This is a genomic window from Christiangramia sabulilitoris, assembly GCF_007050985.1.
Taxonomy (GTDB): Bacteria; Bacteroidota; Bacteroidia; order Flavobacteriales; family Flavobacteriaceae; genus Christiangramia; species Christiangramia sabulilitoris.
On sequence record NZ_VHSF01000001.1, the window covers coordinates 400016 to 426983 of the forward strand.

Annotated in this window: 28 protein-coding genes and 1 riboswitch; of the genes, 14 read left to right on the plus strand and 14 right to left on the minus strand. The window is 38.1% G+C overall.

Annotated elements, in window-relative coordinates:
• The first annotated feature begins 21 nt into the window (after positions 1-21).
• Complete coding sequence (locus FGM01_RS01795; RefSeq protein ID WP_143409407.1) at positions 22-774, plus strand: carboxypeptidase-like regulatory domain-containing protein; 753 nt, start codon at positions 22-24, stop codon at positions 772-774.
• Here the strand turns inward: FGM01_RS01795 and FGM01_RS01800 are convergent.
• From FGM01_RS01800 to FGM01_RS01810, 3 genes are read right to left on the minus strand one after another with little or no spacing between them, the layout of a single operon-like run.
• Entirely contained in the window at positions 771-1301 is a 531-nt protein-coding gene (locus FGM01_RS01800; protein WP_143409408.1) for an SRPBCC family protein, read from the minus strand. The genes FGM01_RS01795 and FGM01_RS01800 overlap by 4 nt on opposite strands.
• Positions 1302-1336: 35 nt before the next feature.
• On the minus strand, positions 1337-1990 hold the full coding sequence (locus FGM01_RS01805; protein ID WP_143409409.1) for a TrmH family RNA methyltransferase: 654 nt from the start codon (positions 1988-1990) through the stop codon (positions 1337-1339).
• A gap of 60 nt (positions 1991-2050) precedes the next feature.
• Entirely contained in the window at positions 2051-3628 is a 1578-nt protein-coding gene (locus FGM01_RS01810) for a superoxide dismutase family protein (RefSeq protein WP_143409410.1), read from the minus strand.
• A 141-nt stretch (positions 3629-3769) separates the two neighbouring features.
• Here FGM01_RS01810 and FGM01_RS01815 point away from each other — a divergent pair, with 141 nt between their 5' ends.
• Positions 3770-4453 carry an SIR2 family NAD-dependent protein deacylase gene (locus tag FGM01_RS01815; RefSeq protein WP_143409411.1) on the plus strand — a complete coding sequence of 228 codons (684 nt, stop codon included), beginning with the start codon at positions 3770-3772 and terminating at the stop codon, positions 4451-4453.
• Positions 4454-4556: 103 nt separating this feature from the next.
• Positions 4557-5894 carry an adenylosuccinate lyase gene (gene purB, locus FGM01_RS01820; protein ID WP_143409412.1) on the plus strand — a complete coding sequence of 446 codons (1338 nt, stop codon included), beginning with the start codon at positions 4557-4559 and terminating at the stop codon, positions 5892-5894.
• A 46-nt stretch (positions 5895-5940) separates the two neighbouring features.
• Here purB and FGM01_RS01825 read toward each other — a convergent pair whose 3' ends face one another.
• From FGM01_RS01825 to FGM01_RS01840, 4 genes are read right to left on the minus strand one after another with little or no spacing between them, the layout of a single operon-like run.
• A complete protein-coding gene (locus tag FGM01_RS01825) occupies positions 5941-6555 on the minus strand; it encodes a DUF4252 domain-containing protein (protein WP_143409413.1) in 615 nt (204 codons plus the stop codon).
• A 3-nt stretch (positions 6556-6558) separates the two neighbouring features.
• Positions 6559-7086 carry a DUF4252 domain-containing protein gene (locus FGM01_RS01830; RefSeq protein WP_143409414.1) on the minus strand — a complete coding sequence of 176 codons (528 nt, stop codon included), beginning with the start codon at positions 7084-7086 and terminating at the stop codon, positions 6559-6561.
• 11 nt (positions 7087-7097) lie between these two features.
• Complete coding sequence (locus tag FGM01_RS01835; protein WP_143409415.1) at positions 7098-7544, minus strand: hypothetical protein; 447 nt, start codon at positions 7542-7544, stop codon at positions 7098-7100.
• Positions 7531-8040 carry an RNA polymerase sigma factor gene (locus FGM01_RS01840; protein ID WP_143409416.1) on the minus strand — a complete coding sequence of 170 codons (510 nt, stop codon included), beginning with the start codon at positions 8038-8040 and terminating at the stop codon, positions 7531-7533. Before FGM01_RS01840 ends, FGM01_RS01835 begins: the two co-directional genes overlap by 14 nt.
• 138 nt (positions 8041-8178) lie before the next feature.
• Between FGM01_RS01840 and FGM01_RS01845 the strand changes: the two genes are divergently transcribed.
• Positions 8179-9684 (plus strand): S41 family peptidase, encoded by a 1506-nt coding sequence (locus tag FGM01_RS01845; RefSeq protein WP_166435171.1) that lies wholly within the window; start codon positions 8179-8181, stop codon positions 9682-9684.
• Between the two features lie 83 nt (positions 9685-9767).
• Here the strand turns inward: FGM01_RS01845 and FGM01_RS01850 are convergent, their stop codons facing one another.
• Entirely contained in the window at positions 9768-10838 is a 1071-nt protein-coding gene (locus FGM01_RS01850; protein ID WP_143409418.1) for a YncE family protein, read from the minus strand.
• A 2-nt stretch (positions 10839-10840) separates the two neighbouring features.
• A complete protein-coding gene (locus FGM01_RS01855) occupies positions 10841-12670 on the minus strand; it encodes a TonB-dependent receptor (RefSeq protein WP_143409419.1) in 1830 nt (609 codons plus the stop codon).
• A 32-nt stretch (positions 12671-12702) separates the two neighbouring features.
• A riboswitch (cobalamin riboswitch) is annotated at positions 12703-12973 on the minus strand.
• A gap of 69 nt (positions 12974-13042) precedes the next feature.
• Between FGM01_RS01855 and FGM01_RS01860 the strand changes: the two genes are divergently transcribed.
• From FGM01_RS01860 to FGM01_RS01890, 7 genes are all read left to right on the plus strand, one after another.
• Positions 13043-14176 carry an ABC transporter substrate-binding protein gene (locus FGM01_RS01860; RefSeq protein ID WP_143409420.1) on the plus strand — a complete coding sequence of 378 codons (1134 nt, stop codon included), beginning with the start codon at positions 13043-13045 and terminating at the stop codon, positions 14174-14176.
• Entirely contained in the window at positions 14176-15207 is a 1032-nt protein-coding gene (locus FGM01_RS01865) for an iron ABC transporter permease (protein ID WP_143409421.1), read from the plus strand. Before FGM01_RS01860 ends, FGM01_RS01865 begins: the two co-directional genes overlap by 1 nt.
• On the plus strand, positions 15207-16001 hold the full coding sequence (locus tag FGM01_RS01870) for an ABC transporter ATP-binding protein (RefSeq protein ID WP_143409422.1): 795 nt from the start codon (positions 15207-15209) through the stop codon (positions 15999-16001). The genes FGM01_RS01865 and FGM01_RS01870 overlap by 1 nt, the downstream gene beginning before the upstream one ends.
• Before the next feature lie 66 nt (positions 16002-16067).
• Positions 16068-17507, plus strand: coding sequence for a DNA recombination protein RmuC (locus tag FGM01_RS01875; protein WP_143409423.1), 1440 nt, complete (start codon positions 16068-16070; stop codon positions 17505-17507).
• Positions 17504-17869, plus strand: a complete 366-nt coding sequence (locus FGM01_RS01880; RefSeq protein WP_143409424.1) for a 6-phosphogluconate dehydrogenase — start codon at positions 17504-17506, stop codon at positions 17867-17869. Before FGM01_RS01875 ends, FGM01_RS01880 begins: the two co-directional genes overlap by 4 nt.
• 2 nt (positions 17870-17871) lie before the next feature.
• A complete protein-coding gene (locus FGM01_RS01885; protein WP_143409425.1) occupies positions 17872-18423 on the plus strand; it encodes an acyl-CoA thioesterase in 552 nt (183 codons plus the stop codon).
• Positions 18420-19370, plus strand: coding sequence for a bile acid:sodium symporter family protein (locus FGM01_RS01890; protein ID WP_143409426.1), 951 nt, complete (start codon positions 18420-18422; stop codon positions 19368-19370). The genes FGM01_RS01885 and FGM01_RS01890 overlap by 4 nt, the downstream gene beginning before the upstream one ends.
• A 12-nt stretch (positions 19371-19382) precedes the next feature.
• Here FGM01_RS01890 and FGM01_RS01895 read toward each other — a convergent pair whose 3' ends face one another.
• The 3 genes from FGM01_RS01895 to rpmH all read right to left on the minus strand — a co-directional run bounded on the left by FGM01_RS01895 (position 19383) and on the right by rpmH (position 22974).
• Positions 19383-19781: a DUF423 domain-containing protein gene (locus tag FGM01_RS01895; RefSeq protein WP_143409427.1), complete on the minus strand. Its 399-nt coding sequence runs from the start codon at positions 19779-19781 to the stop codon at positions 19383-19385.
• 66 nt (positions 19782-19847) lie between these two features.
• A complete protein-coding gene (gene carB, locus FGM01_RS01900) occupies positions 19848-22700 on the minus strand; it encodes a carbamoyl-phosphate synthase large subunit (RefSeq protein WP_143409428.1) in 2853 nt (950 codons plus the stop codon).
• Between the two features lie 115 nt (positions 22701-22815).
• Positions 22816-22974, minus strand: a complete 159-nt coding sequence (rpmH, locus tag FGM01_RS01905) for a 50S ribosomal protein L34 (protein ID WP_011708966.1) — start codon at positions 22972-22974, stop codon at positions 22816-22818.
• Between the two features lie 152 nt (positions 22975-23126).
• Here rpmH and FGM01_RS01910 point away from each other — a divergent pair, with 152 nt between their 5' ends.
• A complete protein-coding gene (locus FGM01_RS01910) occupies positions 23127-23642 on the plus strand; it encodes a tetratricopeptide repeat protein (RefSeq protein WP_143409429.1) in 516 nt (171 codons plus the stop codon).
• 124 nt (positions 23643-23766) lie between these two features.
• Positions 23767-24468 (plus strand): TlpA family protein disulfide reductase, encoded by a 702-nt coding sequence (locus tag FGM01_RS01915; protein WP_143409430.1) that lies wholly within the window; start codon positions 23767-23769, stop codon positions 24466-24468.
• Between the two features lie 3 nt (positions 24469-24471).
• Here the strand turns inward: FGM01_RS01915 and FGM01_RS01920 are convergent, their stop codons facing one another.
• Both FGM01_RS01920 and FGM01_RS01925 read right to left on the minus strand, forming a co-directional pair.
• Positions 24472-25425, minus strand: coding sequence for a lytic transglycosylase domain-containing protein (locus tag FGM01_RS01920; protein ID WP_143409431.1), 954 nt, complete (start codon positions 25423-25425; stop codon positions 24472-24474).
• A gap of 7 nt (positions 25426-25432) precedes the next feature.
• Complete coding sequence (locus tag FGM01_RS01925; RefSeq protein WP_143409432.1) at positions 25433-26140, minus strand: alpha/beta hydrolase family protein; 708 nt, start codon at positions 26138-26140, stop codon at positions 25433-25435.
• A gap of 101 nt (positions 26141-26241) precedes the next feature.
• On the opposite strand from FGM01_RS01925, the gene FGM01_RS01930 reads away from it, so the two are divergent.
• A complete protein-coding gene (locus tag FGM01_RS01930; protein ID WP_143409433.1) occupies positions 26242-26955 on the plus strand; it encodes a pirin family protein in 714 nt (237 codons plus the stop codon).
• The last annotated feature ends 13 nt before the right edge of the window (positions 26956-26968 follow it).

Here is a 26968-nt window from a genome sequence, read left to right on the forward strand (position 1 = left end):
ATATTTTTAGCCTCGATTGTTATGAAAAACTCCTTTCTATTTTTTTTCCTGTTCCTTTCTGGTATTGTTACTGCTCAGGATATGGTTAGCGGTACCGTGATGAACGCTGCCAATGATAAGCCCATTGAAAATGTTCATATAGTTAACCTTAACCAGGTAAAAGGTGCTGTAACCAATGAAAATGGAGAATTTCAGCTTCAGGCTACCGTAAACGATACCTTATATTTTTCTTATCTGGGATTCAGATCCATACGGGTAAGGGTTACCAATGACTGGCTAAAGTATGGTAACGTAAAGGTTAAGATGACCGAACTTGGTTTTGCACTTGAAGAGGTAACGGTAAACACTATAAAATTAACGGGTTATCTTGAAATAGACGCTAAGAATATTCCTATTTACGATAATTACCGCTATAGTATTTCCGGATTAAATTCCGGTTATGAAGGTGGTGATTCTTCCCCGAATGCAGTCACAAAGGCAATTAGATCCTTATCTAATCCTGCAGACCTGGTCTACAATATTTTTGGAACCAGGCCAAGGCAAATGAAAAAATTGCGACAGATGAAGAAAGACAATAATATTCGTGACCTGCTGCGCAACAAATTTGACCGGGAAACCCTAATGGCACTCCTTCAAGTGAACCGGGCAGAGATTGACGAAATTCTGAATAATTGTAATTATTCCCAGGATTTCATGAAAACCGCAAATGACCTACAGATACTGGACGCGATCAATAGCTGTTATGAGGAATACAAGGTCTTACAGAAAAATTAGTTTAATTCGAGGATTTGCTTTAACTCCCTGAGGCCTTCATCAAATTTTTCCCCGAGAGCTTTTTCAGGAGAATAGAATATACTTATTATTGTAAGTGGGAAAGGTAGTTGCCCTCTTGTTCCCCATACCATTTTAGTTTTTTCAGATTCCAGCTCTTTTACTCCTACATAAGTTAGAGCGTTAACCTTGACAGGTTTTACAAATAGCACTTTTGTTTCAAAAACCCTTCCCTGCTTGGTTTTTACAATTCTTTGTATCCCCTCGCCTACTTTACTGTTCCCTTTCCAGTAAAAACTAGCTCCAACTTTACCATCCTCTCCCTTGTACTTGAGCACAGCGTTAGTATCCCTGTTAAAAAGAGGATTCCATAAAGGTTGTTTTTTCAACTGCCTCACGAAATTAAAAACCTCCTCTCTTGGCTTATTTATTACCACGGTTCTACTAACATCATAATCTTTTTTAGCCCATGCGTGCAGGAAAGCAAAAAAAGTGATCAATGCTATTATTAAATAAAAAAAGAGGGTCATTAATAAGGTTTAAGGCGATGAAAAGTTACAAATAATTACTGATTCAGGAATCTTTCAATGATTTCTTCTGAATTTTTTATGGTTTTCTTAGTCCAGCTCAGTCGGATCTTTGTTTTTTCTTCCTCACTAAACTGCCATTCAATTTTAGATCTTTTCAGCCTCGCCGTTAAACTATGCAAAATGATCGCCGCAGAAACCGAAATATTCAAACTCTCTGTAAAACCAACCATTGGTATTTTCAGTAAAGAATCGGCCTCAGACAATATTTCGTTAGAAAGGCCATCTTTTTCGGTTCCAAAAAAGAGTGCTGCCGGCTTATGAATATCAAAATCATCCAGTAGTTCTGCTCCTTCATGAGGACTTGTAGCAACTATCCTGTACCCGTTTTCCCTGAGTTTCTTTACACAATCCTGAGTGGAAGTATATCTATTTATATCCACCCACTTCTGTGCCCCCATGGCAATCTCTTTATCTATTCGCCGCGGAATCTTTTCTTCTATTATATGTATGTTCTGTATGCCGAAAACATCACAGCTTCTCACGACAGCGCTGGTATTATGTAATTGATAAACATCCTGCGCAACCACGGTAAAATGATTGGTTCTTTCTGCAAGTACTTTTTTAAATAAGTCTTTTCTCCTCGGAGTAAGAAAACCCTGTAAGTGTTCTAAGATTTCGGTTTCATTCATATTGCCGTAAAAATAAAAAACCCGACATCAAGTCGGGTTTTTTTTATCAAATAAATTTTCTTAGGATGCATTTGCGCCCACATTCCCCTGCGCAACCAGTGTAGCTAAGTCCTCGGGACTCAAATGCACATTGATATAACCATCGTACTGGATCAGGGTTTCATAAGTGACCTCTTCGTCCCCGTTAAAAGAAGACACATTGGTTCTGCTGATTCCTGTAGTTCCATTAACGCTGTTCAAGGTAATAGCTATATCGCCCGGAGCATCGGCTACAGATCCCATATGAATATGAGCCGGATGCATTTCTCCATCTATCGTATTAACCAGGGATAATATCACCAGGGTTTCTCCATTTACCCTTTCCTGGAAAATAGCTGTTCCAGAAATTGAAGCCACAGCAACCGGGCTTAATTGATATGTCATAGATTCACCTGTCAGTTCATTTTGACCAATATCTCCCTGAGCAACGATTACTCCAAGTTCTTCTGCACTCAGGTGTACATTTATGTAACCATCATATTCAAGAACATCTGCATATCCAAATTCTTCTCCTCCGTCCAGAGCTGATACGTTTGTTTCACTCATGCCCGTAGTACCGTCTACCATATTAAATGTAAACGCAATATCACCACCTTCAGCAGCGGTATTCATATGTATATGTGCTGGGTGCATTCCACCATCCGGAGTGTTTTCAAGCATTAAGGTTGCTAGAGCTTCTCCATTTACCCTTTCTTCGAAAAGAGCAGTACCCATGATTCCTTCAACATCCTTCTCTCCTAATTCGTAAGATTTGGATTCACCGGTAAGTTCATTCTGCCCTATATCGCCCTGAGCCACGATAACTCCCAGTTCATCTGCGCTCAAATGAACATTAATATAACCATCATAATCCAGGATATCTGCATAACCAAGCGCCTCTCCTCCATTAAGAGCAGAGACATTTGTCTTACTCATTCCTGTTGTCCCGTTAACCGCATTAAAGGTAAAGTCGATATCACCACCTTCTACGGCTGTGTTTAAATGTATATGCGCTGGATGCATACCTCCATCTGGTGTATTCTGAAGCATTATTGTAGCAAGTGCCTCACCATTAACTCTTTCTTCGAAAATAGCCGTACCCATAATACCATCTATATCTCTCTCACCTAATTCATAAGATTTAGATTCTCCCGTTAGGTCATTTTCACCAATATCTCCCTGCGCAACCAGTGTTGCCAGGTCGTCTGAGCTTAAATGCACATTAATATATCCGTCAAAATTTACAATTTCATCATAGGTAACAGGAGTACCATCGTTCAATGCTGAAAAAGTTGTAGTACTGGTTCCGGTAGAACCATCAACCGGCTCGAATGTTAAGGCAATATCACCACCTTCGGCCGCCGTATTAAAATGTATATGTGCAGGATGCATTCCAGAAGAAGTTCCAGTTAGCTCTATTTCAACGGTAGTACTGTTGTCTTCATTTTCAATAAAAGTAGCCGTCCCGCTTATAGAAGGATCACTAACCGCTGAAAGGTCAAAACTTTGAGTATCTCCCATAAATTGCTGGCCTACCGGCTGCATTGCATCATCATCACTACTACAACTTAGTAGAATAAAAGGTAATGCTAAGAAAATAGCACGTAATAAATTTTTCATTGGTTTAATTTTAATTAATAAAAATTCATTTAAAGGAAAATTGGTATTTTCAAAAATGTTTCCTTGTACGTTTCAATTTACGGAGCAACAAACAAGAACAGACGTTAAGGGAATTTCAAATGAGTGTTAAAGAAAGTTAAAATGAAAAATATAGTAATTCTTACCGGAGCCGGAATAAGTGCCGAAAGTGGTATTAAAACTTTCAGAGATGCTGATGGATTATGGGAAGGACATGATATTATGCAGGTTGCATCTCCTCAGGGCTGGAGAAACAATATGGAACTGGTATTAGATTTTTACAATAAGAGAAGGAAACAACTATTAGGGGTGAAACCTAATGCTGCGCATGATGCCCTGGTAAAACTTGAAGAGGCCTATAATGTGAATATTATTACCCAAAACATTGACGATCTGCATGAAAGGGCCGGTAGTTCCAGGGTTATTCATTTACATGGAGAACTCTTGAAAGCACGAAGTACCTTTGATGAAGCTCTGATTATGGATTGGAAAAAAGATATTAATCCTGGCGACTATTGTGAGCATAACAGGCAGCTTCGACCCCATGTAGTATGGTTTGGTGAAGCTGTTCCTTTATTTGAGAAGGCAGCTGAAATAACGAATGAGGCAGATATCATTATCGTAATTGGAACATCCATGCAGGTTTATCCTGCCGCAAGCCTGGTTGAATTTGCGCCTGAAAGCGCACTCATATATTTCATAGATCCAAAACCAAATATAAGGGAAGATGGTAAGATTAAGATCATCAATAAAAAAGCGGTAGAAGGAGTGCCTGAAGTTGTTCAGTACCTGCTAAACAATATGTAAAAATCCTTGCCCTAAGAAAAGACATGTTTAGGAAATTGAAGCAGTAGTTTTTTTGTAAAATCTGAAGCGGTATCTTTACGCCTTAAATTTTTAAAAGCAAACAATGACATCTCTTTCTGCAGTTTCTCCAATCGATGGAAGATACAGGTCCAAAACCAGGACTCTTTCAGCATTTTTCAGTGAAGAAGCTCTAATTAAATATAGAATACTTGTTGAAGTTGAATACTTCATCGCTCTTTATGAACAAGGCCTGCCACAACTAAGCGATGTAAATACAGAGAATTTTAAGAAGTTGCGGGGTTTATACGAAAATTTTAGCCCCCTGGACGCCCAGGCGATTAAGAAAATCGAAAGTGTCACTAATCACGATGTAAAAGCCGTGGAATACTTCCTTAAAGAAGAGTTTGATAAATTAGGGATGCAGGACTCGAAGGAATTTATTCACTTTGGACTCACTTCACAGGATATAAACAACACGGCGATTCCTTTGAGTTTGAAAGAAGCCATTCATGAAGTTTATTTACCAGACCTTCAGAAAATAATTTCCAGGCTGGAAGAACTTTCTGTTGAATGGAAAGATATTCCCCTGCTAGCCAGGACTCATGGTCAGCCGGCCTCTCCTACCAGGCTTGGAAAAGAGATTGAAGTATTCGTGGTACGCCTCAAGGAACAATTAAAGTTATTAAACGACATTCCACATGCAGCAAAATTTGGTGGCGCTACAGGTAATTACAATGCTCATAAAATAGCTTACCCAAATATCGACTGGAAGAAATTTGGAAATCATTTTGTTGAAAATAAATTAGGTTTACACCACTCTTTCCCTACCACACAAATAGAGCATTATGATCATATGGCTGCTTTATTCGATGGTCTAAAAAGGATCAATAATATTTTACTCGATCTGGATCGTGATATATGGACCTATGTATCCATGGATTATTTCAAACAAAAGATCAAGAAAGGGGAAATTGGATCTTCTGCCATGCCTCATAAAGTAAACCCTATCGATTTTGAAAATAGCGAAGGGAATCTTGGAATCGCCAATGCATTATTCGAGCATCTATCGGCCAAACTTCCTGTGAGCAGACTACAAAGGGATTTAACAGACAGCACAGTATTAAGAAATATTGGTGTCCCTGTGGGACATACTATCATAGCTTTCCAGTCTACTCTCAAAGGGCTTAACAAACTTTTGCTGAATGAAGAAAAGCTTGATGCAGACCTGGAAAATAACTGGGCTGTGGTTGCCGAAGCCATCCAGACTATTTTAAGACGTGAGGGATATAAAAATCCTTACGAAGCCTTGAAAGGTCTAACCCGAACGAATGAAAGAATTACCCGGATGAGTATGTCACAATTCATTGACCGGCTGGACGTCTCAGATGAGATAAAAAAGGAACTGCACCAGATTACTCCGCAGAATTATACCGGTATTTAACGAAAAAAGCCCCAGGAAGGGGCTTTTCTTTCAACTAATTAAATTACTAGTCTTCTGCAGACTCATTAACTTTTTCTGTGCTTTTTTCTGATTCTTCGGCACTAACTTTTGAAGAATCGGTTTTGGTATCACTGCCAAACATTTTACTAAAACTTTTGATACCTTCAACGTCTATATTATCCTCATCTAAAGATTTCATCATTTCCATGATTTTCTCTGGATTCATATCTTCTCCCAGAACTCTGGCAATTCCCAGCCCCTGTTCATTATCATAGCCATACACAATAATTTCATCAATGGCATCCTCCTCACCTGTAAAATATAGTGCAGCTTTTCTTCCGGAACCACCATATTTCATTAGCAGCTGATATTTTTCATTTTGAAAGATCTCATCAAGTTTTAGCTTTTCCTCTTCAAATTTCTCAGGATTGTCTTCTCTTTTCAGGGCCAGAACATTGATCTTCTTGATACTTTCTAAAGTTGCTTTTTTCTCAGCGTCGAGAGACTCACTATTGGTAAACATGCTGGTAGGCACATCAAGAGCTAGAAAATCTGAATCTTCCTGATTTTCTACATAATATTTTTGCAGCGATTTTCCGTCATTACAAGAACTAAGAACTGCGATTAAAAATATTCCGAATAAAATTTTAATAGTTTTCATTATCTATGATTTTTTGTTGGCTTTCTTTAATTTTTCTGCACCCGGAACTTTCAGATCTGAGGTTAATTTTGATAATTGCGAAAGGTCTATTTCTCCGGTTATACTTAAAATAACGGCCATTGGCTTATCCCCTTCAGATCCTTCGAGATACATAAATAATTCTTTTACATAATTATCATTTTTCCCGGGTAAAGAGTAAAATTTAATATTCTGCCCGTCATCATTAATACGCATTAATTCTTCGAGGGATCCTTTCTGCAAATATGATTTCACATCTACCGCCATTTGATCCATTATTTTTGAGTTGGAAGACTTATAGATCTGTATGCGGTTAAGATTTTCTATAAGCTTCATATATTCCCTGGCTTCAGGGTCATTTTCACTTAAATCTACTTTTGCCAGCATTTTAAACATTTTACTGGTCATCACCATGGCATCGACATCTTTCATGTCCTCATACTTCTCAAAATTCTGAGATTGTGAAAACATTGGTGCCAGGGCTAACAAGAGGGTAATTACTAATCTATTCATGATTTCTGTTTTTAGTCTATTTGTATTATTTTATTGGTTGTTTTATTAAATTCCTTGAGGTAAACCAGGTCAGATTTACCTTCGTTCATTATTTGAGAAACCATGGCCAGGGTTTCCCTTGCTTTTTCAAGAGCTACCTCTTCCTCTGTAATCGTTCCCAAATCATTCTCATTTAAGCGACTACTGGTATCATTAAAAAAGAACAGACCCAGGGCAAGTATAAGAATGGCAGCAACAGAAGACCAGGCATACCAGTTTTTTCTCGGGTTAATCTCAGGTTCTTTCCTTAATTTTTCCTGCGCCTGATGGTTAGCATAGGTGAATATCATCTGGTAACTTCTCAAATATTCCGGAACATCATTATTAAGAAAATAATTACGAAGTATTTTTTCCTCAGCCAGGGAAGTTTCTCCTTCTTCGTAGCGTGCTAACAGCCTTTCGATCTTATCTAATTCCATAGTTGTGTTTTTTTATCAATTGTTCCCTGATTGCTTTTCTGGCCCGGGATAAGGCCACTCTGATTGCTGTCTGCTTCATTTCCATAATTTCAGCGATCTCTTCAAAATCATATTGTTCAATATCTCTTAACTGAAATATCATTTTTTGTTGTTCAGGCAAACCGGCAATTATCCTGCTTAACCATTGGATTTCGTCATTAACTTCAATCTCAGTTTGCAAGGAGCTATTACTGCTTTCATAATTTTGATGAACGATACGCAGATTATTGTTCTGCTTTGATTTTAACTGATCTAAACAGTAATTCCGGGTAACGGTCATGGCAAAAGCTTCAACATTGGCATAGTGCTTGATTCTATTCTTACGATTCCAAAGTTTGAGGATCACCTCCTGTGTGGCATCTTCAGCTGCTTCTCTTGAGGTAAGTAGCCTAAGAGCCAAACGATACATTTTATCCTTTACCGGATTAATAATATTCAGGAAGGTAGATTCTTTCATTTGATGTTGGTTAGTTTAAATGCCTTCTCAACTTTACGACGAATCAGCAATAGTTTTGTTACAAATTATTTTTTTATTCTATTTAAGTAGCTATTTTTAGCGAAAATTGTTATAAAAATGTTAACCCTAAATGCTAATATGAAATTGAGAAATTTTTTACCAATAGCAATGCTTGCCATGGCATTGTTCGTTTCGTGTTCAGATGATGATATCGCTGAACCAGAAACTACAGAATTACCGGGCGAAGTGCCAGATAGCAACGTGCAACTGGAAATAAAAGATTTTCTATGGAAAGCGATGAATAACATCTATTTATATAAAGAAGATGTTCCATTTCTAGCCGATGATTACTTTGCCACCCAGACCGAATTAAATAACTGGTTAGCTAACTGGGATTCTCCGGAAGAATTATTTTATGAGGGCCTGGCATACAATTATCCTAATGTAGATAGATTTAGCTGGGTAGTATCTGATTATGAAGTGCTTGAAAGCCAGTTTCAGGGTACCGGAAAATCTGCCGGTTTTACTTATGGCTGGTCTTATGCACCTAATAGTACTACAGAGGTTATTGCCTATATTCTTTACGTTGCTCCAGGGGGACCTGCAGATGTTGCCGGTTTAAAGCGTGGTGATTTTATTTCTGAAGTAAATGGTGAGACTATCACGATTAATAATTACAATAAAGGAATTTTAAGTCCAGATTTCTTAGAGGTAGGCTTATCTACTATAGAAAATGGAGCGCTTGTACCACAGGAAGGCACTCTTGAAATTACCAAAACTTCATTTAAGGAAGATACTTCGCCCATTAGTAAAGTGTTCATTGTAGACGGCGTTAGAGTCGGCTATTTGTATCTTTCGTCCTTCTTAGGTGAATTTGGAGTTGACGACGTAAAATTAAACGATGCCTTTGGATTTTTTGATTCCGAAAATATTGATGAATTAATTGTCGATCTAAGATATAACCGTGGTGGTTATTCTGAATTTTCCGCTGACCTTGGAAGTATGGTAACAGGACAGTTTGAAGGGGAAATTTTTACCAAGCAACAATGGAATGCACAGTATCAGGCTTATTTTGAGCAGGAAGACCCGGAAAGACTATTGAATAAATTCGATGGTGCTGTCTCCAACGGTGATGCCATTAACGGATTGAATTTAAATCGCGTATATGTATTGGGAACCGGCAGAAGTTTTTCAGCTAGTGAAAGCTTTATTATTGGCTTAGAACCTTACATCGATGTTGTTCATGTTGGAACAGAAACAGGAGGAAAATTCCAGGGTTCTGTAACTCTTTATGACGGTGATGGTTTCGGAAAACAAAATATAAACACGAACCATAAATATGCCGTACAACCTTTGGTTTACAAATTCGCTAACGCCAATGGATTTACAGATTTTGTAGATGGCCTTGTTCCGGATATCGTAAAAGAAGAAGACATATTAAACCTTGGTCAATTGGGAGAACTTGATGAACCATTGCTAGCCAGAGCTGTTGCAGATATTACTGGTAGCGCAGACAGATCATTCTTGTCTGAAGGTCCTAAACTCCAGAAGATCAAAGTCGAAGAAGAAAGAGGATTCTTTATAGAAACACCGCTTACGGGTAAGGAATTGCCAATAAAAAAGAGATTGTTTGAAGAAAAATAATGAGTAATAATATACTCTAAATTAAAATACAGGCAATAAAAAACCCTCGCTTTCGGCGAGGGTTTTTTATTGCTTCAAACTTTCTAATTAAAGTATACACCGTTAGGATTAATTCCGGTATTAAATTGATCCAGTAAACTTCCATCATTCAGATCATAGATATATAGATTTCCATTCCCGGTAAAATCAGCTCTGGGAGAAGCTACATATACTTTATTTTCATGGATCGCGAAGCCATAAAGAAAGGCCACTTCTTCAAAGCTGTACTCTTCAGTTACGGGCAACGCATTACCAGGCTCATATTTATATAAAGACTTCCCAATGGTCATATAAGCAGAATTCCCGACCAGGTTTAAATTGGCAGGATGAATGGTTTTATCTGGAAATTGAAAACTCTCCGCAACCTCATTGGTGCCAAGATCGATTCTACTCAATTCCCCGGCTGTTTCAACATCTGCATAAGAAGGTTTTCCCGCGGCTAGAACCCAAAGATCATTTCCATTTATAGTCATAGAGTTTGGCAGGTCCCCTACCTCTATTTCTTTAACAACGCTATTTACCTGACTGTCGATCAAACTTATAAGGTTATTGAATGAAAACCCGCCTTTATGCGCTACGTATATAGAGGTATTATGAGCTATCATCTTCTCAGGCCCTTCAGCTACGTTAATAGATTCATCAAAACTGAAATCTGCCAAATTAAAAACTGCGACAAAGTCGTCATCCGGGTTCGTGCCGTCTCCCCAATTAGTTACATATATTTTATTTCCGATTATTTCAGCAAATCGCGGATTAGATAAATTCGTAGTAATTGCTCCCAAACTTTCAAATGTGTACCTGTTTACAATTTCAATTTTATTCGAAACGTTAACCACGATCATAGCAAGATTCTCATGTAATTCAATACTTTGCGCGGTGTCGCCAAGGGAATATCCATTTACATCATTAAAAATTCCGCTGAGATTTAATTGATCTTCAGAATTTATAAAGCTCACCGACGCATTAGCCGATCCAAAATTTCCTTCATTTAATACTATTATTCCCGATTCAAATTGCGCTTCCTGCTCCGGGGCAGGACAACATTCACTGTCATCATCGCAGCTCTGGGATAAAAATGCCAGTGCAAATACCAATAATAAATTCTTGTAATTCATAATTAAAATTTAAGTGTTAGTGTAGTTCTGTAAGACCTGCCAGGCATAATTCGTGAAGGCAGACTTTCATATTTTTTGTTAAATGCGTTATCTATGGTGGCGCTTAGGTTTATCTCAGGTTTAGTATTCAGGGTATAGCTAACCCCAAGGTTTGCCAGAGTATATCCATCCAGTTGGTACTCATTATCACTGGAAGTATAAATACTACCGTTGTAGAGCGATTGTAAATTCAATGAAAACCGTTTTATTGAATAACCGGCTGAAATAGTTGCTTTGTTCCCGGGAACATAAATCAATTGATTATCTGTTTCTTTATCGATAGAGCGGGTAAAGGCATAAGTCCCGGTTAGATTGAGATCATTTCCATAAAAGCTTGTTTTCCATTCAGCAAAAGCTTCGATCCCATAATTATAGACCTCTTTTGTGTTTACAGGTCGCCACAAGCCTGTAGCATCAGGGGTCCACCGTATAAGGTTCTCTATATCTATCACATAAGCTGAAAGATCTATTTTGAAATTTTCAAATACTATACCCGATCCAATCTCTGCCTGCAGCGAGGTTTCAGGATCAAGATCTGGATTACCACCATTCTGCCAGAACAGATCATTAATTGTGGGCATCCTGAAATTCCTGGAAGAATTGAACCGAAGGAGATAATTTTCGGAAAGCTGAAAAGATAAACCTGCAGAAAATAACAAGGGAGACTTATAGCTATCTGTGATCTCCTGCCTGAAACTCAGCTGGTAATTAAATTTTTCAATGTTGTGATCCCAGAGAAACGAGATTCCCCCAATTTTTCTCTTTGCATGAAATATCCCCGTACCTTCTCCATTAACGTCAGTGTAATCTGCGATAACGTTCAGTTTTGTGTTATCAGTAATCCTGTATCCAAGGTCATACTTGATGATCGCCGTTTCAGCTTCGCCAAAGTTAAATTCAGAACTTTCCCGGTTTTCGTAGTATTCAAACTTTTCTTTGATCCACGCGAACTTTAGATTGCTATTCAAATTTCCGGAGAAGTATTTCCATTCCAGCAAATTCCTGGAATTTTCATCTACATATTTACTGTTGGAATTCAGGTTGATAGTGCCCGAAAATCCTCTTTCTCCCTGGTAATAATTTGAATAGAATTTTAAAAGGTGCCTGGAATCCAGCCAGTGCGCAATTGAGGCATTGACCGAGGCATTATAGAAATCTCCGTTTTCATTAATTAACTCCGTACCGGTATACTTGTAATCATTTACAGAACTTATACCCGAAATCCCAATACTTAAACTTGTTTTTTCAGAAGAGAAATCTCCTTTATAATTTGCCTGAATAGTTTCAAAACTACCCACTCCCGTGCTAATTCTATTATTTACACTGCCATTGAATTGAAAATCATCATTCAAATGAATAGTTCCCCCAATCGCTCCACTCCCGTAAACCACGCTTCCACCTCCGGGCTTTACACTCACATTATCATAAACCCTGGTATTTATCGTATTGAAATCTGTCTGCCCGGTAAATTGAGAATTTATATTGATGCCATTCCAGACCACCGCAGTTTGAGCGGCTCCCGTTCCCCTAACAGATGCTGAAGCAACCATTCCGTAACCGTTTTCACGAAAGAAAAATGGTGAATTGAATTTTAAGAGGGAGGTAAGTAATGGTTCTGATTGCTGAATAACTGAATCTTCCAGCTTCCTAACCAGCTGAGCTTTTGAATTGTTAATCAATTTAGCATCGCTAAGCACAACCTCATCAAGCCAGTTGATGGAATCGATCTGTGCCGATGCAGACGTACAACAGCAAATTGATATAGTAAATAATAGATTTAGAAGTTTTTTCATAATCTGCAGACCTTTATCCCGAAAGTCACTCGATATTTGTTGAAATTCGGGCAGGTCTCCTGGCTCGCGTACTGCAATTCACCTTCCCATCTTAAAAAGACAGTGGTTTGAAGAATTATTGCAGCCACCCAAAGGGCTAAGCTTACAGTTGCGGGAACAGCTCAGGTTTATGAAGTAAAAAATATGAAAATGGAATTACGAAATTGAAAATTCGCTCTTCTAAAATAGCATATTACACTTCCCCTGATTCCCTTTTAATCCACGCAGAATTGTCGGCGTTGAACCAAAATTTCGAGGCAAAATTAAACAATTTAGTTTGGTAAGTGATCCAAAAAGTTAAATAATCTTACTTTTGAGATCAAATCTTTGATCTTGAAAAAAATCCTCTTCCTCTTATTCATATTTGTGATTTTCTCCTGCAGGGAGGAAAAGAAGGCAAATACCCAAAAATTAACAGAGGGTTCTCAGGTTAGGATAGAACACGCAAAAGGTTTTAGCATTACCAACTTTAACGGATATAGTATAATAAAAGTCAATTCAGCCTGGCCAGATGCGAAGGATCATTTCACATATTTGCTGAAAAAGCAAGGCTCAGAAATTCCTCCAGATCTTAGTTATGACCAGTTGGTCGAGGTTCCTGTAGAAAAAATAGTCGTTACCTCTACTACCCACATTCCGGCACTTGAAGCTCTTGAAGTAGAAAATAGCCTTAAAGGTTTTCCCGGACTAAATTATATTTCATCTGAAAAAACAAGAAAGCTTATCAATTCTGGAAGAATTTCCGAGCTGGGACAGAATGAAAATATAAATACCGAAGTTCTGATAGATCTTTCACCTGATGTAGTAATTGGTTTTGCTATCAACTCCTCAAATAAAAGCTTTGAAACTATACAGAAAACAGGTATTCCTGTCATCTACAATGGAGACTGGACAGAACGAACGCCTTTGGGTAAAGCTGAATGGATCAAATTTTTTGGAGCACTATATGGGAAAGAAAAGAAAGCTGAGGCCATTTTCAATGAGATCCAGGAAGAATATCTAGCAGCCAAAAAACTGGCTAAAACTGCTGCTAATGCTCCTGAGGTTATTAGCGGCTCCATGTACAATGATAATTGGTATATGCCTTATGGCAACTCCTGGCAGGCGCAGTTTATTGAAGATGCCAATGCTAATTATTTGTATTCAGACACCAGTGGTGATGGTAGTCTTTCTCTCGCGTTTGAAAGTGTACTGGAGAAAGCTGAAGAAGCCGATTATTGGGTTAGTTCCGGGCAATTCACTTCCTATGAGCAATTGTTCAATGAGTCTGAGCACTATAAAAGATTTAAAGCTGTTCAGGAAAATAATGTATACAGTGTTAGTTTAACGCAGGGAGAAACAGGGGGGATTTTGTTCTACGAATTGGGTCCTCAAAGACCAGATCTCATATTAAAAGATCTTATTTCTATCTTTCATCCTGAACTATTAAAAGATTATGAACCGGTATTTTATAAACCGTTAGATTAATGTTGAATCAGAATAAATACACTTTTTCTATCATTTTGCTGTTTCTGGCCTTAATCCTCTCAGGATTATTTAATATTAGTCTGGGCTCTGTCAATATCCCGATTTCTGAAGTTATTTCATCTTTACTCGGTTTAGAAGTTGAAAAAGATACCTGGAAATATATCATTACCAATTATAGACTGCCAAAAGCAATAACTGCAGTAATTACTGGATCTGGTTTAGCCGTAAGCGGACTTTTAATGCAAACGCTTTTTAGAAATCCTCTAGCCGGTCCTTATGTACTTGGACTAAGTAGTGGTGCCAGTCTTGGAGTAGCAATTGTTTTTATGGGTGCTTCTCTTTTTGGAGCTTCCTTCGCTGTAGTCCTACTATCTAAATGGAGCCTGGTTATTGCTTCAAGCATTGGTAGTTTGTTTGTTTTATTTGCCGTTATCCTGGCTTCTATTCGTTTACGTGATACAATGGCCATATTGATCATAGGATTGATGTTTGCCAGCCTCACCGCAGCTATTGTAAGTGTTTTAGCCTACTTTAGCCCTGCTTCTCAATTACAGCAATATGTTTTCTGGTCCTACGGAAGCCTGGGAGATCTTAGCTGGGAGGAAGTCGGTATTTTAGGAATATTCTGGTTCCTTGGTATACTTATAAGTATTGGCAGCATAAAGAATCTTAATTCATTACTTCTGGGAGAGCAATACGCCAGAAGTTTAGGAACGAACATCAGGAAGAACAGGATGGCCATTATAATTGCAACTAGCCTGCTAGCCGGAAGCATCACCGCCTTTGCCGGCCCGATTGCCTTTGTAGGGCTGGCGGTGCCTCACTTAATTAGGCAAATCATCCCTTCTGCCAACCACCTTACCCTGGTACCTGCTGTGATCTTTGGGGGAGCAATCCTGATGCTTTTATGTGACATTATCGCACAACTACCGGGAAGCGATTACAGTTTACCCATAAATGCGATAACTTCGCTTATAGGAGCACCGGTGGTCATCTGGCTACTGGTAAGAAAACGAAAGTTTAATTTTTGATGAATTCTACAAATTCTCATACAGTAATAAAAACCAAAGATCTGAGCATTGGATACAGGAAAAAAAATCTTGTAGACCTGGTCGCTTTAGAGATCAATCTGGAAATCAAAAAGGGTGAGCTGGTTGCGGTATTAGGGATTAATGGAGCAGGAAAATCCACCTTACTTAAAACTTTAAGCGGAATAACCAAACCTATTAAAGGTGAGGTAGTTATAAAAGATAAAAAAATACAAAACACTGATCCTTCTGAGCTTGCCAGGAGCATAAGCCTGGTTTTGACAGAACAAGCCTTATCCAGAAACCTTAGTGTGATTGAACTGGTTGCGTTAGGCAGACAACCTTACACAAACTGGATAGGCAGGTTAACCAACACAGATCTTAAAAAGATCATGTATGCTATACAATTAGTGAACATTGAGGATATAAGAGATAAAAAATGCCATGAGCTTAGTGACGGGCAATTTCAAAAGGTTTTAATCGCCAGGGCACTTGCTCAGGACACTCCGCTAATCATTCTGGACGAACCTACCACTCACCTGGATCTGTTTCATAAAGCATATGTACTTAAATTACTTCAGAAACTTAGCAAAGACACTAATAAAGCCATATTGTTTGCTACTCATGAGATCAATCTTGCGCTTCAGTTATGTGATAAATTAATAATAATAAAGGATAAGAAGACCTTGTATGGAACACCAGCGGAACTTATAAAATCGGGTGCATTCAATAATTTATTCCCGGGAAATCTTATCCGGTTTGATAATGATTCAGCAAGTTTTAAAATAAAACAATAGCTCATTTTACTAAATTCCACTTCTCTAAAATCTGCAATTAAGTATCTTTGAGTAAACCCCCAGCCTATGAACGATTATCTATTGATAACCTTAATTTCTCTTTTTACTCTTGGGTTGGGATTCTATTTCGGAAGGTTAATAGCAGGTCTTAAACTTAAAGCTGAAACCGGCAGACTGGAAGAAAAAAACATTCAACTTTTACTTCATATTGAAAATCTTAAAAAACAAACAGACAGTGATTTAGAAGAATATAAAACTCAAATTAATCAACTAAAAACTGAAGCTAGAAACGATATAGAAAAGTTAGAAATTTCCCGGGAGGATATCCGCAGGGAAAAAGAAAACCTGCGCCTGCAATTAACTAGAAAAATTTCAGAATTTAATAACCTTGAAGAACGAAATCTGGAACAAAAAGCAGAGGTGGAAAAGCTTCAGGAAAAATTCTCTAAAGAATTCGAAAATCTTGCCAATAAGATCCTGGAACAGAAATCTGAAAAATTCACTACCCTGAACAAGCAGAACATTGAAAATATTCTGGATCCCCTGAAAGAAAAGATCAAAAGTTTTGAGGAGAAAGTAAATTCAAATAATGAAAATTTCATTCAGCGACACAGTGAACTTGGAGAACAGCTTCGCAATTTGAATGAGCAAAATATCAAGATAAGCGAAGAGGCGAATAATCTAACCAAAGCCCTGAAAGGTGAGAATAAAACCCAGGGTAACTGGGGCGAATTGATCCTGGAAAAGGTGCTGGAAAAATCGGGACTCGAGAAAAACCGGGAATATTTTATTCAGGAATCCCATGAGGACGAAGACGGTAATAGATTTTATCCAGATGTGGTGATACATTTACCAAATGACAAGCGCATGGTGATCGACTCTAAAGTATCACTGCTTGCCTACGATAAATATGTAAATGAAGAAGACAAAACACTTAAGGATAAATATCTGAAAGAGCATATAAAATCATTAAGTAATCATATCCATCAGTTAAGCAATAAGAAATATGAAGATCTGCATACAACCAAATCTCCTGATTTTGTACTGATGTTTATTCCAATTGAACCCGCACTTTACCTGGCTCAGAATGCCGATAATACTTTTTTCTTAACTGCCTTTCAAAAAAATATCCTTCTGGTGAGTCCTACCACCTTGCTTTCCACCCTAAGGACTATAGATACCATATGGAGTAACGAAAAGCAACAACAGAATGCATTAGCGATCGCAAAACATGCTTCCAGCCTGTATCATAAGTTTAAAATTCTCCTGGATGACCTCAAAACCGTTGGAGACAGGATTTCTTCTACTAAAACTGCCTATGATGGGGCTATGAAAAAGTTAACCGGGCAACAAAATCTCATCAAAGATATTGATAGATTAGAAGAGCTGGGCATTTCTCCCAAGCAGAAAATTAACAAGCTATGGCTGGAAAAAGCCAACCTCAATATTGATGAAGTTGGAGAAACCAAAAGCCCTACCTTAGACCTGAACAATAAGAACTCATGAAAAAAACTTTAATTGCCATCCTATCCGGGATATTTGTGTTATGGCTGCTATATTTCGCCTTCGTCTATTTTGTGCCCTATAGTGAGGGAACCAGAAGTGGTGAGTTAATAAAATTCAGCCACAAGGGAGTGATCATAAAAACCTGGGAGGGAGAAATAAGCCAGGGAATTAGCGGAGCCCAGATATTCGAATTTTCAGTACTGGATAGTAATGATGAGGTAATTGAAAAATTACAGGAATACGAAGGAAATTACGTCAAGCTCACCTACAAGGAACGCTTTGCAACCTTTTTCTTTTGGGGCGACACTAAATATTTTATCACCAATGTGGAAAAATCAGAAAGTCCGCATTTTAGAAAATAATCATGCAAAAGGATTTCAAGACCGTTAAAGATAGCCAGGTGGTTATTTCAGAATTAATGCTTCCCTCCCATTCTAATTTCAATGGTAAGATACATGGAGGGTATATTTTATCCCTGCTGGATCAAATAGCTTTTGCCTGTGCGTCCAAACATTCCGGTGCCTATTGCGTGACTGCCAGCGTAGATACTGTGGATTTTCTTAGACCTATAGAGATTGGTGAACTCGTGACCATGAAAGCCTCTGTGAATTATGTGGGCCATAGTTCAATGGTTATCGGCATTCGAGTGGAAGCTGAAAATATACAGACCGGTGATAAGAAACACTGCAATTCATCCTATTTTACTATGGTAGCGAAAGATGACCAAGGAAAATCTGTATCTGTACCCGGGCTTATCCTGAAAACCAACAACCAGGTGAGACGATTTGCCAAAAGCATTAAAAGGAAAAACATGAAAGTGAACCGGACTAAAGAATTCCAGGAAACCGATTTTTCTTCAGAAAAATATTTACACATTCTGGAAGATCATAAAGCAAAAATCGAATTTAATTCTTGAGGTCACACGGTTTTATATTCGCCATTTTTCTGGCTATAGGAGTTGCCTATTTTTTACCACAGGGAATAGGTATCTTCCCGTTAAGGACTATTACAGATATTGGTATAGGTCTTATATTCTTCTTTTATGGATTAAAACTATCGCCTGCAGAATTTAAAGCAGGACTGGTAAACTATAAGGTACACATAGTTATTCACTTAACCACCTTTATCATTTTTCCATTATTATGCCTGTTGTGCCTTCCTCTGTTTGAAGATGGAATAAGATCTGAATTATGGATAGCACTTTTCTTCCTGGGCGCTTTACCTTCTACAGTTTCTTCATCTGTGGTAATGGTTGCACTGGCCAAAGGCAATCTACCAACCGCTATCTTCAATGCAAGTCTTTCCGGGCTAATTGGAATCGTTGCCACCCCAGTCTGGATAGCATTCATCCTGGAAAGATCTACAGATTTTGATTTCCTGGTAGTATTTCAAAAATTATTTTTACAGATCATTATTCCGCTAACCCTGGGTTTATTTTTGCAAAGATCATTTGGACATCTGGCCAGGAAATACGGAAAACAGTTAAGCCTGTTTGATAAAACGACCATTATCCTAATCATCTATTCCAGTTTCAGCGCTTCATTTACCTCAGAACTTATTGAAAATATAAAGATATCAGATCTGCTAAAGATGACCGGCATCGTACTAATTCTATTTCTGGTAGTATTTTTCGGACTTGCTTTAGTTTCAAAACTGATTGGCTTCAATACCGAAGATAAGATCGCCGCACAATTCTGCGGAACCAAAAAATCATTGGTACACGGATCTGTGATGGTTAAAGTACTTTTTGGTAATACTGCCGCCTCGGGCCTGCTTTTATTACCAATAATGATATACCATTCACTACAGTTGATTCTGGTTGCCTGGGCAGCTGAAAGATATGCCAACAGAGAGATTGACTAGACTCCGTTTAATTTAAGGCCTTAAATAAAGGGCAATTTCGGCGAGATTAATGGTAAGCAGAATCCATCCTGCAACGAGCAAAAGTCCACCCAGAGGAGTTACCGGACCCAAAATCTTTATCTTTTTTCCCCTGGCTGAACTTAAAGTGAGGCCATAAATACTAAAGGAAAAAAGGATCATTCCAATCATAAAGAACCAGGCCATTATGTTCTGTATACTGCTCGTAAAAGGAAAGGTGATACCAGATATAATCAATATAATTGCGTGGTACATTTGATACTTCACCCCCGTCTCAAAGCTTTTCAACTGCTCCTCGTTAAAATATTTCTTAAGTGCATGAGCTCCAAAAGCTCCGAATATTACAGAGAGGGCTCCAAAAATTCCACCTGCCACTAATACGACTTCTTTCATATTTAAAAATAAAAAAAAGGTCATTTCAGGATTAACAGAAATGACCTTTTTAGAAATTATTCTATTTTATTTACTCAGATACATTTTTCTTCTCGAATACAGGTCGTAGAATTCATCATCCTTAAGGCTATCGATAAAAAGTATGCTTTCTCCAGTACTTTTCATTTCAGGCCCTAACTGTTTATTAACATTATAGAACTTATTGAAAGAAAAGACCGGTTGTTTGATCGCGTAACCCTCCAGGTGAGGTTTAAAATCAAAGTCCTTGACTTTCTTTTCGCCCAGCATGACTTTGGTCGCATAATTCACATAAGGTTCCTTATATGCCTTCGCAATAAATGGTACTGTTCTGGACGCCCTTGGATTGGCCTCGATGATATAAACGTTATCATCCTTGATGGCGAACTGAATATTTATAAGCCCCACTGTATTAAGTGCTAAAGCGATCTTTTTAGTATGATCCTTGATCTGTTGCATCACGAGGTCCCCAAGGTTAAAAGGAGGCAATAAAGCATGTGAATCTCCCGAGTGAATTCCGCAAGGTTCAATATGCTCCATAATCCCTATAATGTGAACATCTTCTCCATCACAGATCGCATCTGCTTCAGCTTCAATCGCACCATCCAGGTAATGATCCAGAAGCAGTTTATTATTTGGAATTTTCCTAAGAAGATCCACTACATGTGCTTCTAAATCATCTTTATTAATCACAATCTTCATTCCCTGTCCTCCCAATACGTAAGAAGGTCTTACCAGGATTGGGAAATCAAGTTCAGCTGCCAGGGCGAGGGCTTCATCTGCATTCTCGGCTGTACCAAAATCAGGATAAGGAATATTATTCTCCTGAAGTAATTTTGAGAAACTTCCACGATCTTCTGCAAGATCCAGTGCCTTATAGCTTGTTCCCATGATCTTGATACCATACCTATCCAGCTTTTCAGCCAGTTTAAGAGCTGTTTGACCACCGAGCTGCACAATGACACCCTCTGGTTTTTCGTGCCTTATAATATCATATATGTGCTCCCAGAATACAGGTTCAAAATATAATTTATCTGCAATATCAAAATCTGTCGAAACAGTCTCGGGATTACAGTTGATCATAATTGTTTCATAACCGCATTCAGCCGCGGCAAGAACTCCATGCACACAACTATAATCAAACTCGATCCCCTGCCCAATCCTATTAGGACCAGAACCCAGAACTATGATCTTTTTACGGTCTGAGACTTTACTTTCATTATCAACATAAATTTCTCCATCTTTAGATTTGATCTCTTCCTCGAAAGTTGAATAATAATATGGAGTTTCAGCCTTGAATTCTGCAGCACAGGTATCTACCAGTTTGTAAACCCGGTTAACCCCAAGTTCCTCACGTTTATTATACACCTGGCTTTCCAGACAATCTAGCATATGCGCGATCTGCCTGTCTGCAAATCCTTTTTGCTTGGCTTCCAGCAGCAAATCCTTAGGCAATGAATCTATATCATACTTACTTACCTCTGTTTCCAGGGCAAATAATTCTTCATACTGCTTCAGGAACCACATATCGATCTTTGTGATATCATGAATCCTGCTTAGCGGAATCCCTATCTGTATAGCGTCATAGATTACAAATACCCTGTCCCAGCTGGGATAAGTAAGTTTTTCTATTATTTGCTCATAGTTTCTATAGCCTTTTCCATCGGCACCTAAACCATTTCGTTTGATTTCAAGTGACTGTGTGGCTTTATGTATCGCCTCCTGAAACGACCTTCCAATTCCCATAACCTCTCCAACAGACTTCATCTGTAGACCTAAGGTCCTGTCTGAACCTTCGAACTTGTCGAAATTCCATCGGGGGATTTTTACGATCACATAATCCAGCGAAGGTTCGAATAAAGCAGAAGTAGATTGGGTGATCTGGTTATCCAATTCGTCTAGGTTATAACCTAAGGCCAGTTTCGTTGCGATCTTTGCAATTGGATACCCCGTAGCTTTTGAAGCCAGGGCAGAAGACCTGGATACACGCGGATTTATCTCGATGGCGTAAACCTCTTCCTTTTCATCAGGACTAACCGCGAACTGGACATTACATCCACCTGCGAAATCCCCAATACTCCTCATCATTTTAATCGCCTGGTCTCTCATTTTCTGAAAGGCCTGGTCGCTTAAGGTCATTGCAGGAGCTACAGTTATAGAGTCACCAGTATGGATCCCCATAGGATCCATATTTTCTATGGTACAAATAATTACCACATTGTCATTACGGTCACGCAACAATTCCAGCTCATATTCTTTCCAGCCAAGTAAGGCTTTATCTATAAGCACTTCGTGAATTGGAGAAGCCTCCAAACCACGAGAAAGCATTTCATCAAAATCTTCGGCTTTATGCACAAAAGAAGCTCCACCTCCGCCAAGGGTGAAAGAAGCACGAATAACCAGAGGGAAACCGAATTCCTGAGCTACCTCTTTACCCTGAAGATAGGATGTAACAGTTTTTGCCGGAGCAACCGGAACACCTATACGTCCCATTAACTGCTTAAACTGCTCTCTGTCTTCACAAATATTAATGGCGTCTATATCTACACCAATGAGTTTAATTCCAAAATCATCCCAAATTCCTTTTTCGTCTGCCTCAATACATAGGTTAAGAGCAGTTTGCCCTCCCATAGTTGGTAAAACAGCATCGATCTCCGGATGTTCTTTAAGAATTTCTATTAAAGATTTAGTGGTAAGCGGTTTTAAGTAAACATGATCGGCCATGGAAGGATCGGTCATGATGGTTGCGGGATTGGAATTGATCAAAATGGTTTTAATCCCATCTTCCCTAAGGGAACGCAGGGATTGAGTACCAGAATAATCAAATTCACAGGCCTGCCCGATAACGATTGGTCCAGATCCTATAATTAAAACGCATTTAATGTCTTGGTTCTTCGGCATAATGTTGTGTTGTGTTTGCGTTAGTTGAGTTGGGTCTAAAATAAGAAGCGTCTGGGTATAAAAAAAGGCGTTACTTAAAAAGTAACACCTTTATTATTTCGAACACCTTGATTCATTAGTGTTTGTGTCTGTTTTCAGAAGATACAGATAATTTCTTTCTACCTTTAGCTCTTCTACGAGCAAGGACTTTTCTTCCGTTTGCACTGGCCATACGCTCCCTGAATCCGTGCTTGTTTTTTCTTTTCCTTTTAGATGGTTGAAACGTTCTTTTCATTGTGAATATCTTTTATCTTCTGTAAAATTCGTTTTGTCTGTCTTTAAAACTGCGTGCAAATATACAAAGCTTTTTAAGTACTGCAAATACTAAATTAAAATAATTTTTAATTGTTTTTATTACCTTTGCCGCCTGGAAAATCAAGATAAAGTATGTTCAATAAGAATATCAAGTTAGTTTTAGCAGGTTTAATTATTGCTGCAGCCGTCTGGCAATTCATCGAAGGTAAGATAGGAAACGGCATCGCCCTTATCCTATTATCTGGAATCTTTATATTCCTTTACTTTAAAAATGAGATGATCTTACTGGCCTTTTTAAGGCTAAGGAAGCAGGATTTTCCGGGTGCAAAAAAATGGCTGGACAAAATCAAAGACCCTGAAAAAGCTTTAATACAAAAGCAACAGGGCTATTATTGGTACCTACATGGGCTTATGGTCTCTCAAACCAATATTACCCAGGCTGAAAAATTCTTTAAAAGAGCACTTAAACTAGGATTATCCATGGATCATGATCTTGCCATGGCAAAATTAAACCTTGCCGGGATCGCCATGACCAAAAGAAGAAAACGTGAAGCGACTACCCTTTTAAATGAGGCCAAGAAACTTGATAAGCACGGGATGATGAACGACCAGATTAAAATGATGAAGGAACAGATGAAAAAGATTTAAGTCTCACTTTATTAACATTTTAAGAACAATTTCTGTTTCAACTAATTTATAGGTACTTCAACGATATTTTTTTTCTGTAAGAAACGGCTGACCTACTTTAGCTTAAACCAGCCCCACTGATTACATGAAAAAACTACTTTTAGTTTTTCTGCTTATTGGACCTACCGTATTTTCTCAGCAAGACCTGCAGAAAAAAACCTATTTTTCTGAAGCCCTTTTTTTTAACCTTGCAGATTATAACCGAAAAGCAGATATAGCTTATCGTTTCAACGATTACGAAAAAGGTAAAGAGCTATTCGAACAATTTACCAGCACCCACCTTGAAGGATCCTATATGGACAACTTCAAATTCCATAATTTAAAAAACAGGGAAGTTTCCTTATATCAGTTTGAAAAACCGGTATTTCTAATAACCTATGCCTCCTGGTGTATACCCAGTAAAGGTGAAGTACCGGCTATAAATAAACTGTCCGAAGAGTACAGGAATAGAATAGATTTTGTTGTTTTATTCTGGGACACACGCGATAAGGCAAAAAAACTAGCCGATGAATTTTCTTCTGATGTTACTATAGTATACGTGGACGAGAAGAAAAACAATGGGGCTTACGTGGTAAGGCAATTGAAACACTCCTTAGGCTTACCCACCTGCTTCTTGCTCTCTGATGACAAAAAGATAATGGATATAAGAAGAAGCATATTCCCCCCTTTGCATACAGAGGAGGAAACTGCTTATCGTGAAAACTATATCGCCCTGGAAACTTCCATATCCAACAATCTAATTAATAGCTTTGAAGAGACGTATGCTGATAATGTACAGGTAGAATAAGAATTACTTCAATTTTGGATAATATCCTTGCTCGGGAATATCAATATAATAGGTCTTTCCTGAAGCATTTTTCAAGTGATCGTCCCGCAACCAGGGATTATGGATTTTCAGTATTTTATAATTAATGCCGAATTTCTCTGCAAAATCAGGAAAGTCTTTAACTACCGTATCTACCTTTACTTTCTCTACTGGAATAAATTGATATAAATCTGTTTCATCATAATTAAATCCATAGTTCTGTGGATTATTCATGATCTCCTTCAAGGCCATTATTCTGAATACATATCTTCCGGTCTCCTCACCAAGCAATAGATCGTAGTAATCTTCGACTTTCTGTCTTTCCAATTGCTTATCAACTCCATATTGCCCCGCATTATAAGAAGCGGCTGCTAAAGTCCATGATCCAAATCTTTCTTTTGCCTTTTTCAAATAATCTGCAGCTACCCTAGTAGATTTTTCAACATTATATCTTTCATCTACATTAGAATTGATTTCAAGACCATATTCTTTACCAGTACCTTCAAGGATCTGCCAGAAACCCACAGCTTTTGCAGGGGAAACCGCCTGGGTAAGTCCGCTTTCTATGACGGCCAGATATTTAAAATCATCAGGGATACCTTCTTCTTTCAAAATTGGCTCTATTACAGGAAAGTATTTATTCGCTCTCTTGATTAGCAAGAGTGCATTAGATTGCCAGTAGGTATTTACTAATAACTCCCGGTCCATTCTTTCATAAACATCTGGATCTTCCAGGGGTATTTTCTCCCCGGCAAATTCCAGGTTTACAGGCATAGGAAGGGCTTTTATTTCATAAGTAACTGAAACACTTTTATTTATTTTCTTTTCAGAAACTTCCCCGCTGCCTGCTGCACCTTCCTCCTGCTGTACTGCATGTATACTCACTGCACACACGGTGAATAATCCCACGATCAATAGCGCATTCTTCAAAATTTTCATAGCTCTCTTAATTTACCTGTTTGTTTTTTTCTTTATTTTCCAACTTACCGCTTTCTATCAAGGATGGCAAATTTTCATTAAACCAACGGAAACGGTTAATGATCATTATATGCGTTCCTCCCTCTACCACGATCACATCTCTTATATTCTTAATAGGAAAAACTTCATCCTTATCACCGTGAACATGAATCACCTTTTCATCTGGCTTTTCACATTTCCAATTCACCATGTTCCTTATGGACCAGTTTAAATAATGCTTATCTGTAATAGAAATATACTGTTTATATAATCTCGCTCTTTTCTTTAAAAAATCACCAATGGCAACCTTTTCAAAATAATCTACGTAATCCACCAGCCCGGTAGGGATCAATTTAAACAAGCCCGTTTTAGAAGCGAATTTCATCCGGGGCGGCAATTCCTCAGTACATTTAACACTGGAAATAATAATTAGTCTTTTCAGATCTAAAAATCTGGCCATTTCCTGAACGATCACACCTCCAAAAGAAACTCCTATTAAAACCGAATTCTCATGGTTAACAAAATTCAGCATTCTTTTAGCATAATCTTCCAGGCTTTCATTCACCCGGGGCATCTCCCATTCCAGAGGATGTATTTTGTATTTATCTTCCGGAAGGTTTAAATTTTCAAAAATTCTGGAATCTGCGGCCATACCAGGCATTAAATATACATGTGTGAGAGTCTCTTGCTGTTTCATTTTAACATGTATATAACAAAGAATACTGGCATTTAGTTGTAAATTTATAGATCAAAATTACTGCATAATACTTGACTTTCAAATTTACGAACTCACAAAAAATGGAGAAAGTATTTCATCCTGCAAGTTCGCGGGGTACATCCAATTATGGATGGTTAAACGCCAACTATTCTTTCAGCTTTGCCAATTATTTTGATCCTGAAAAATTACAATTCGGATTATTGCGAGTACTTAATGATGATTATGTAAAATCAGGAATGGGATTTGGAACACATCCGCATAAGGACATGGAAATAATCTCCATCCCGTTAAAGGGAGAAATAAGACATAAAGATTCCTTAGGTCATACGGCGGTGATAAAAGCCGGCGAGGTTCAGGTAATGAGTGCAGGAACCGGTGTGGAACATAGCGAACTAAATTCTTCTAATGAAGAGTTGAATATGTTACAGATCTGGATATTTCCTGAAGAAAATGGCCTGGAACCCAGATATGACCAAAGAGATTTTTCAGATAAAATGGGCCAGAATGGTTTGGTTAATGTGGTTTCTCCCAGGAAAGATCAGGTAGAAAATTCATTATTTATAAATCAGCAAGCTTATTTGCACCTTGGAGAATTACAGGATGGCAGGGAAGTTGATTATAAGTTGAAGAAGAAAGATCATGGGGTTTATATTTTTCTGATTGAAGGAGAAATAGAAGCTGCAGATACCACCCTCAAGGACCGTGACGCTATAGGTTTATGGAATACCGAAAAGATTTCCTTCAAAACAAAGAAACCATCGAAAGTACTTCTTATTGAAGTCCCGATGAATTAAAAAATTATAAGTG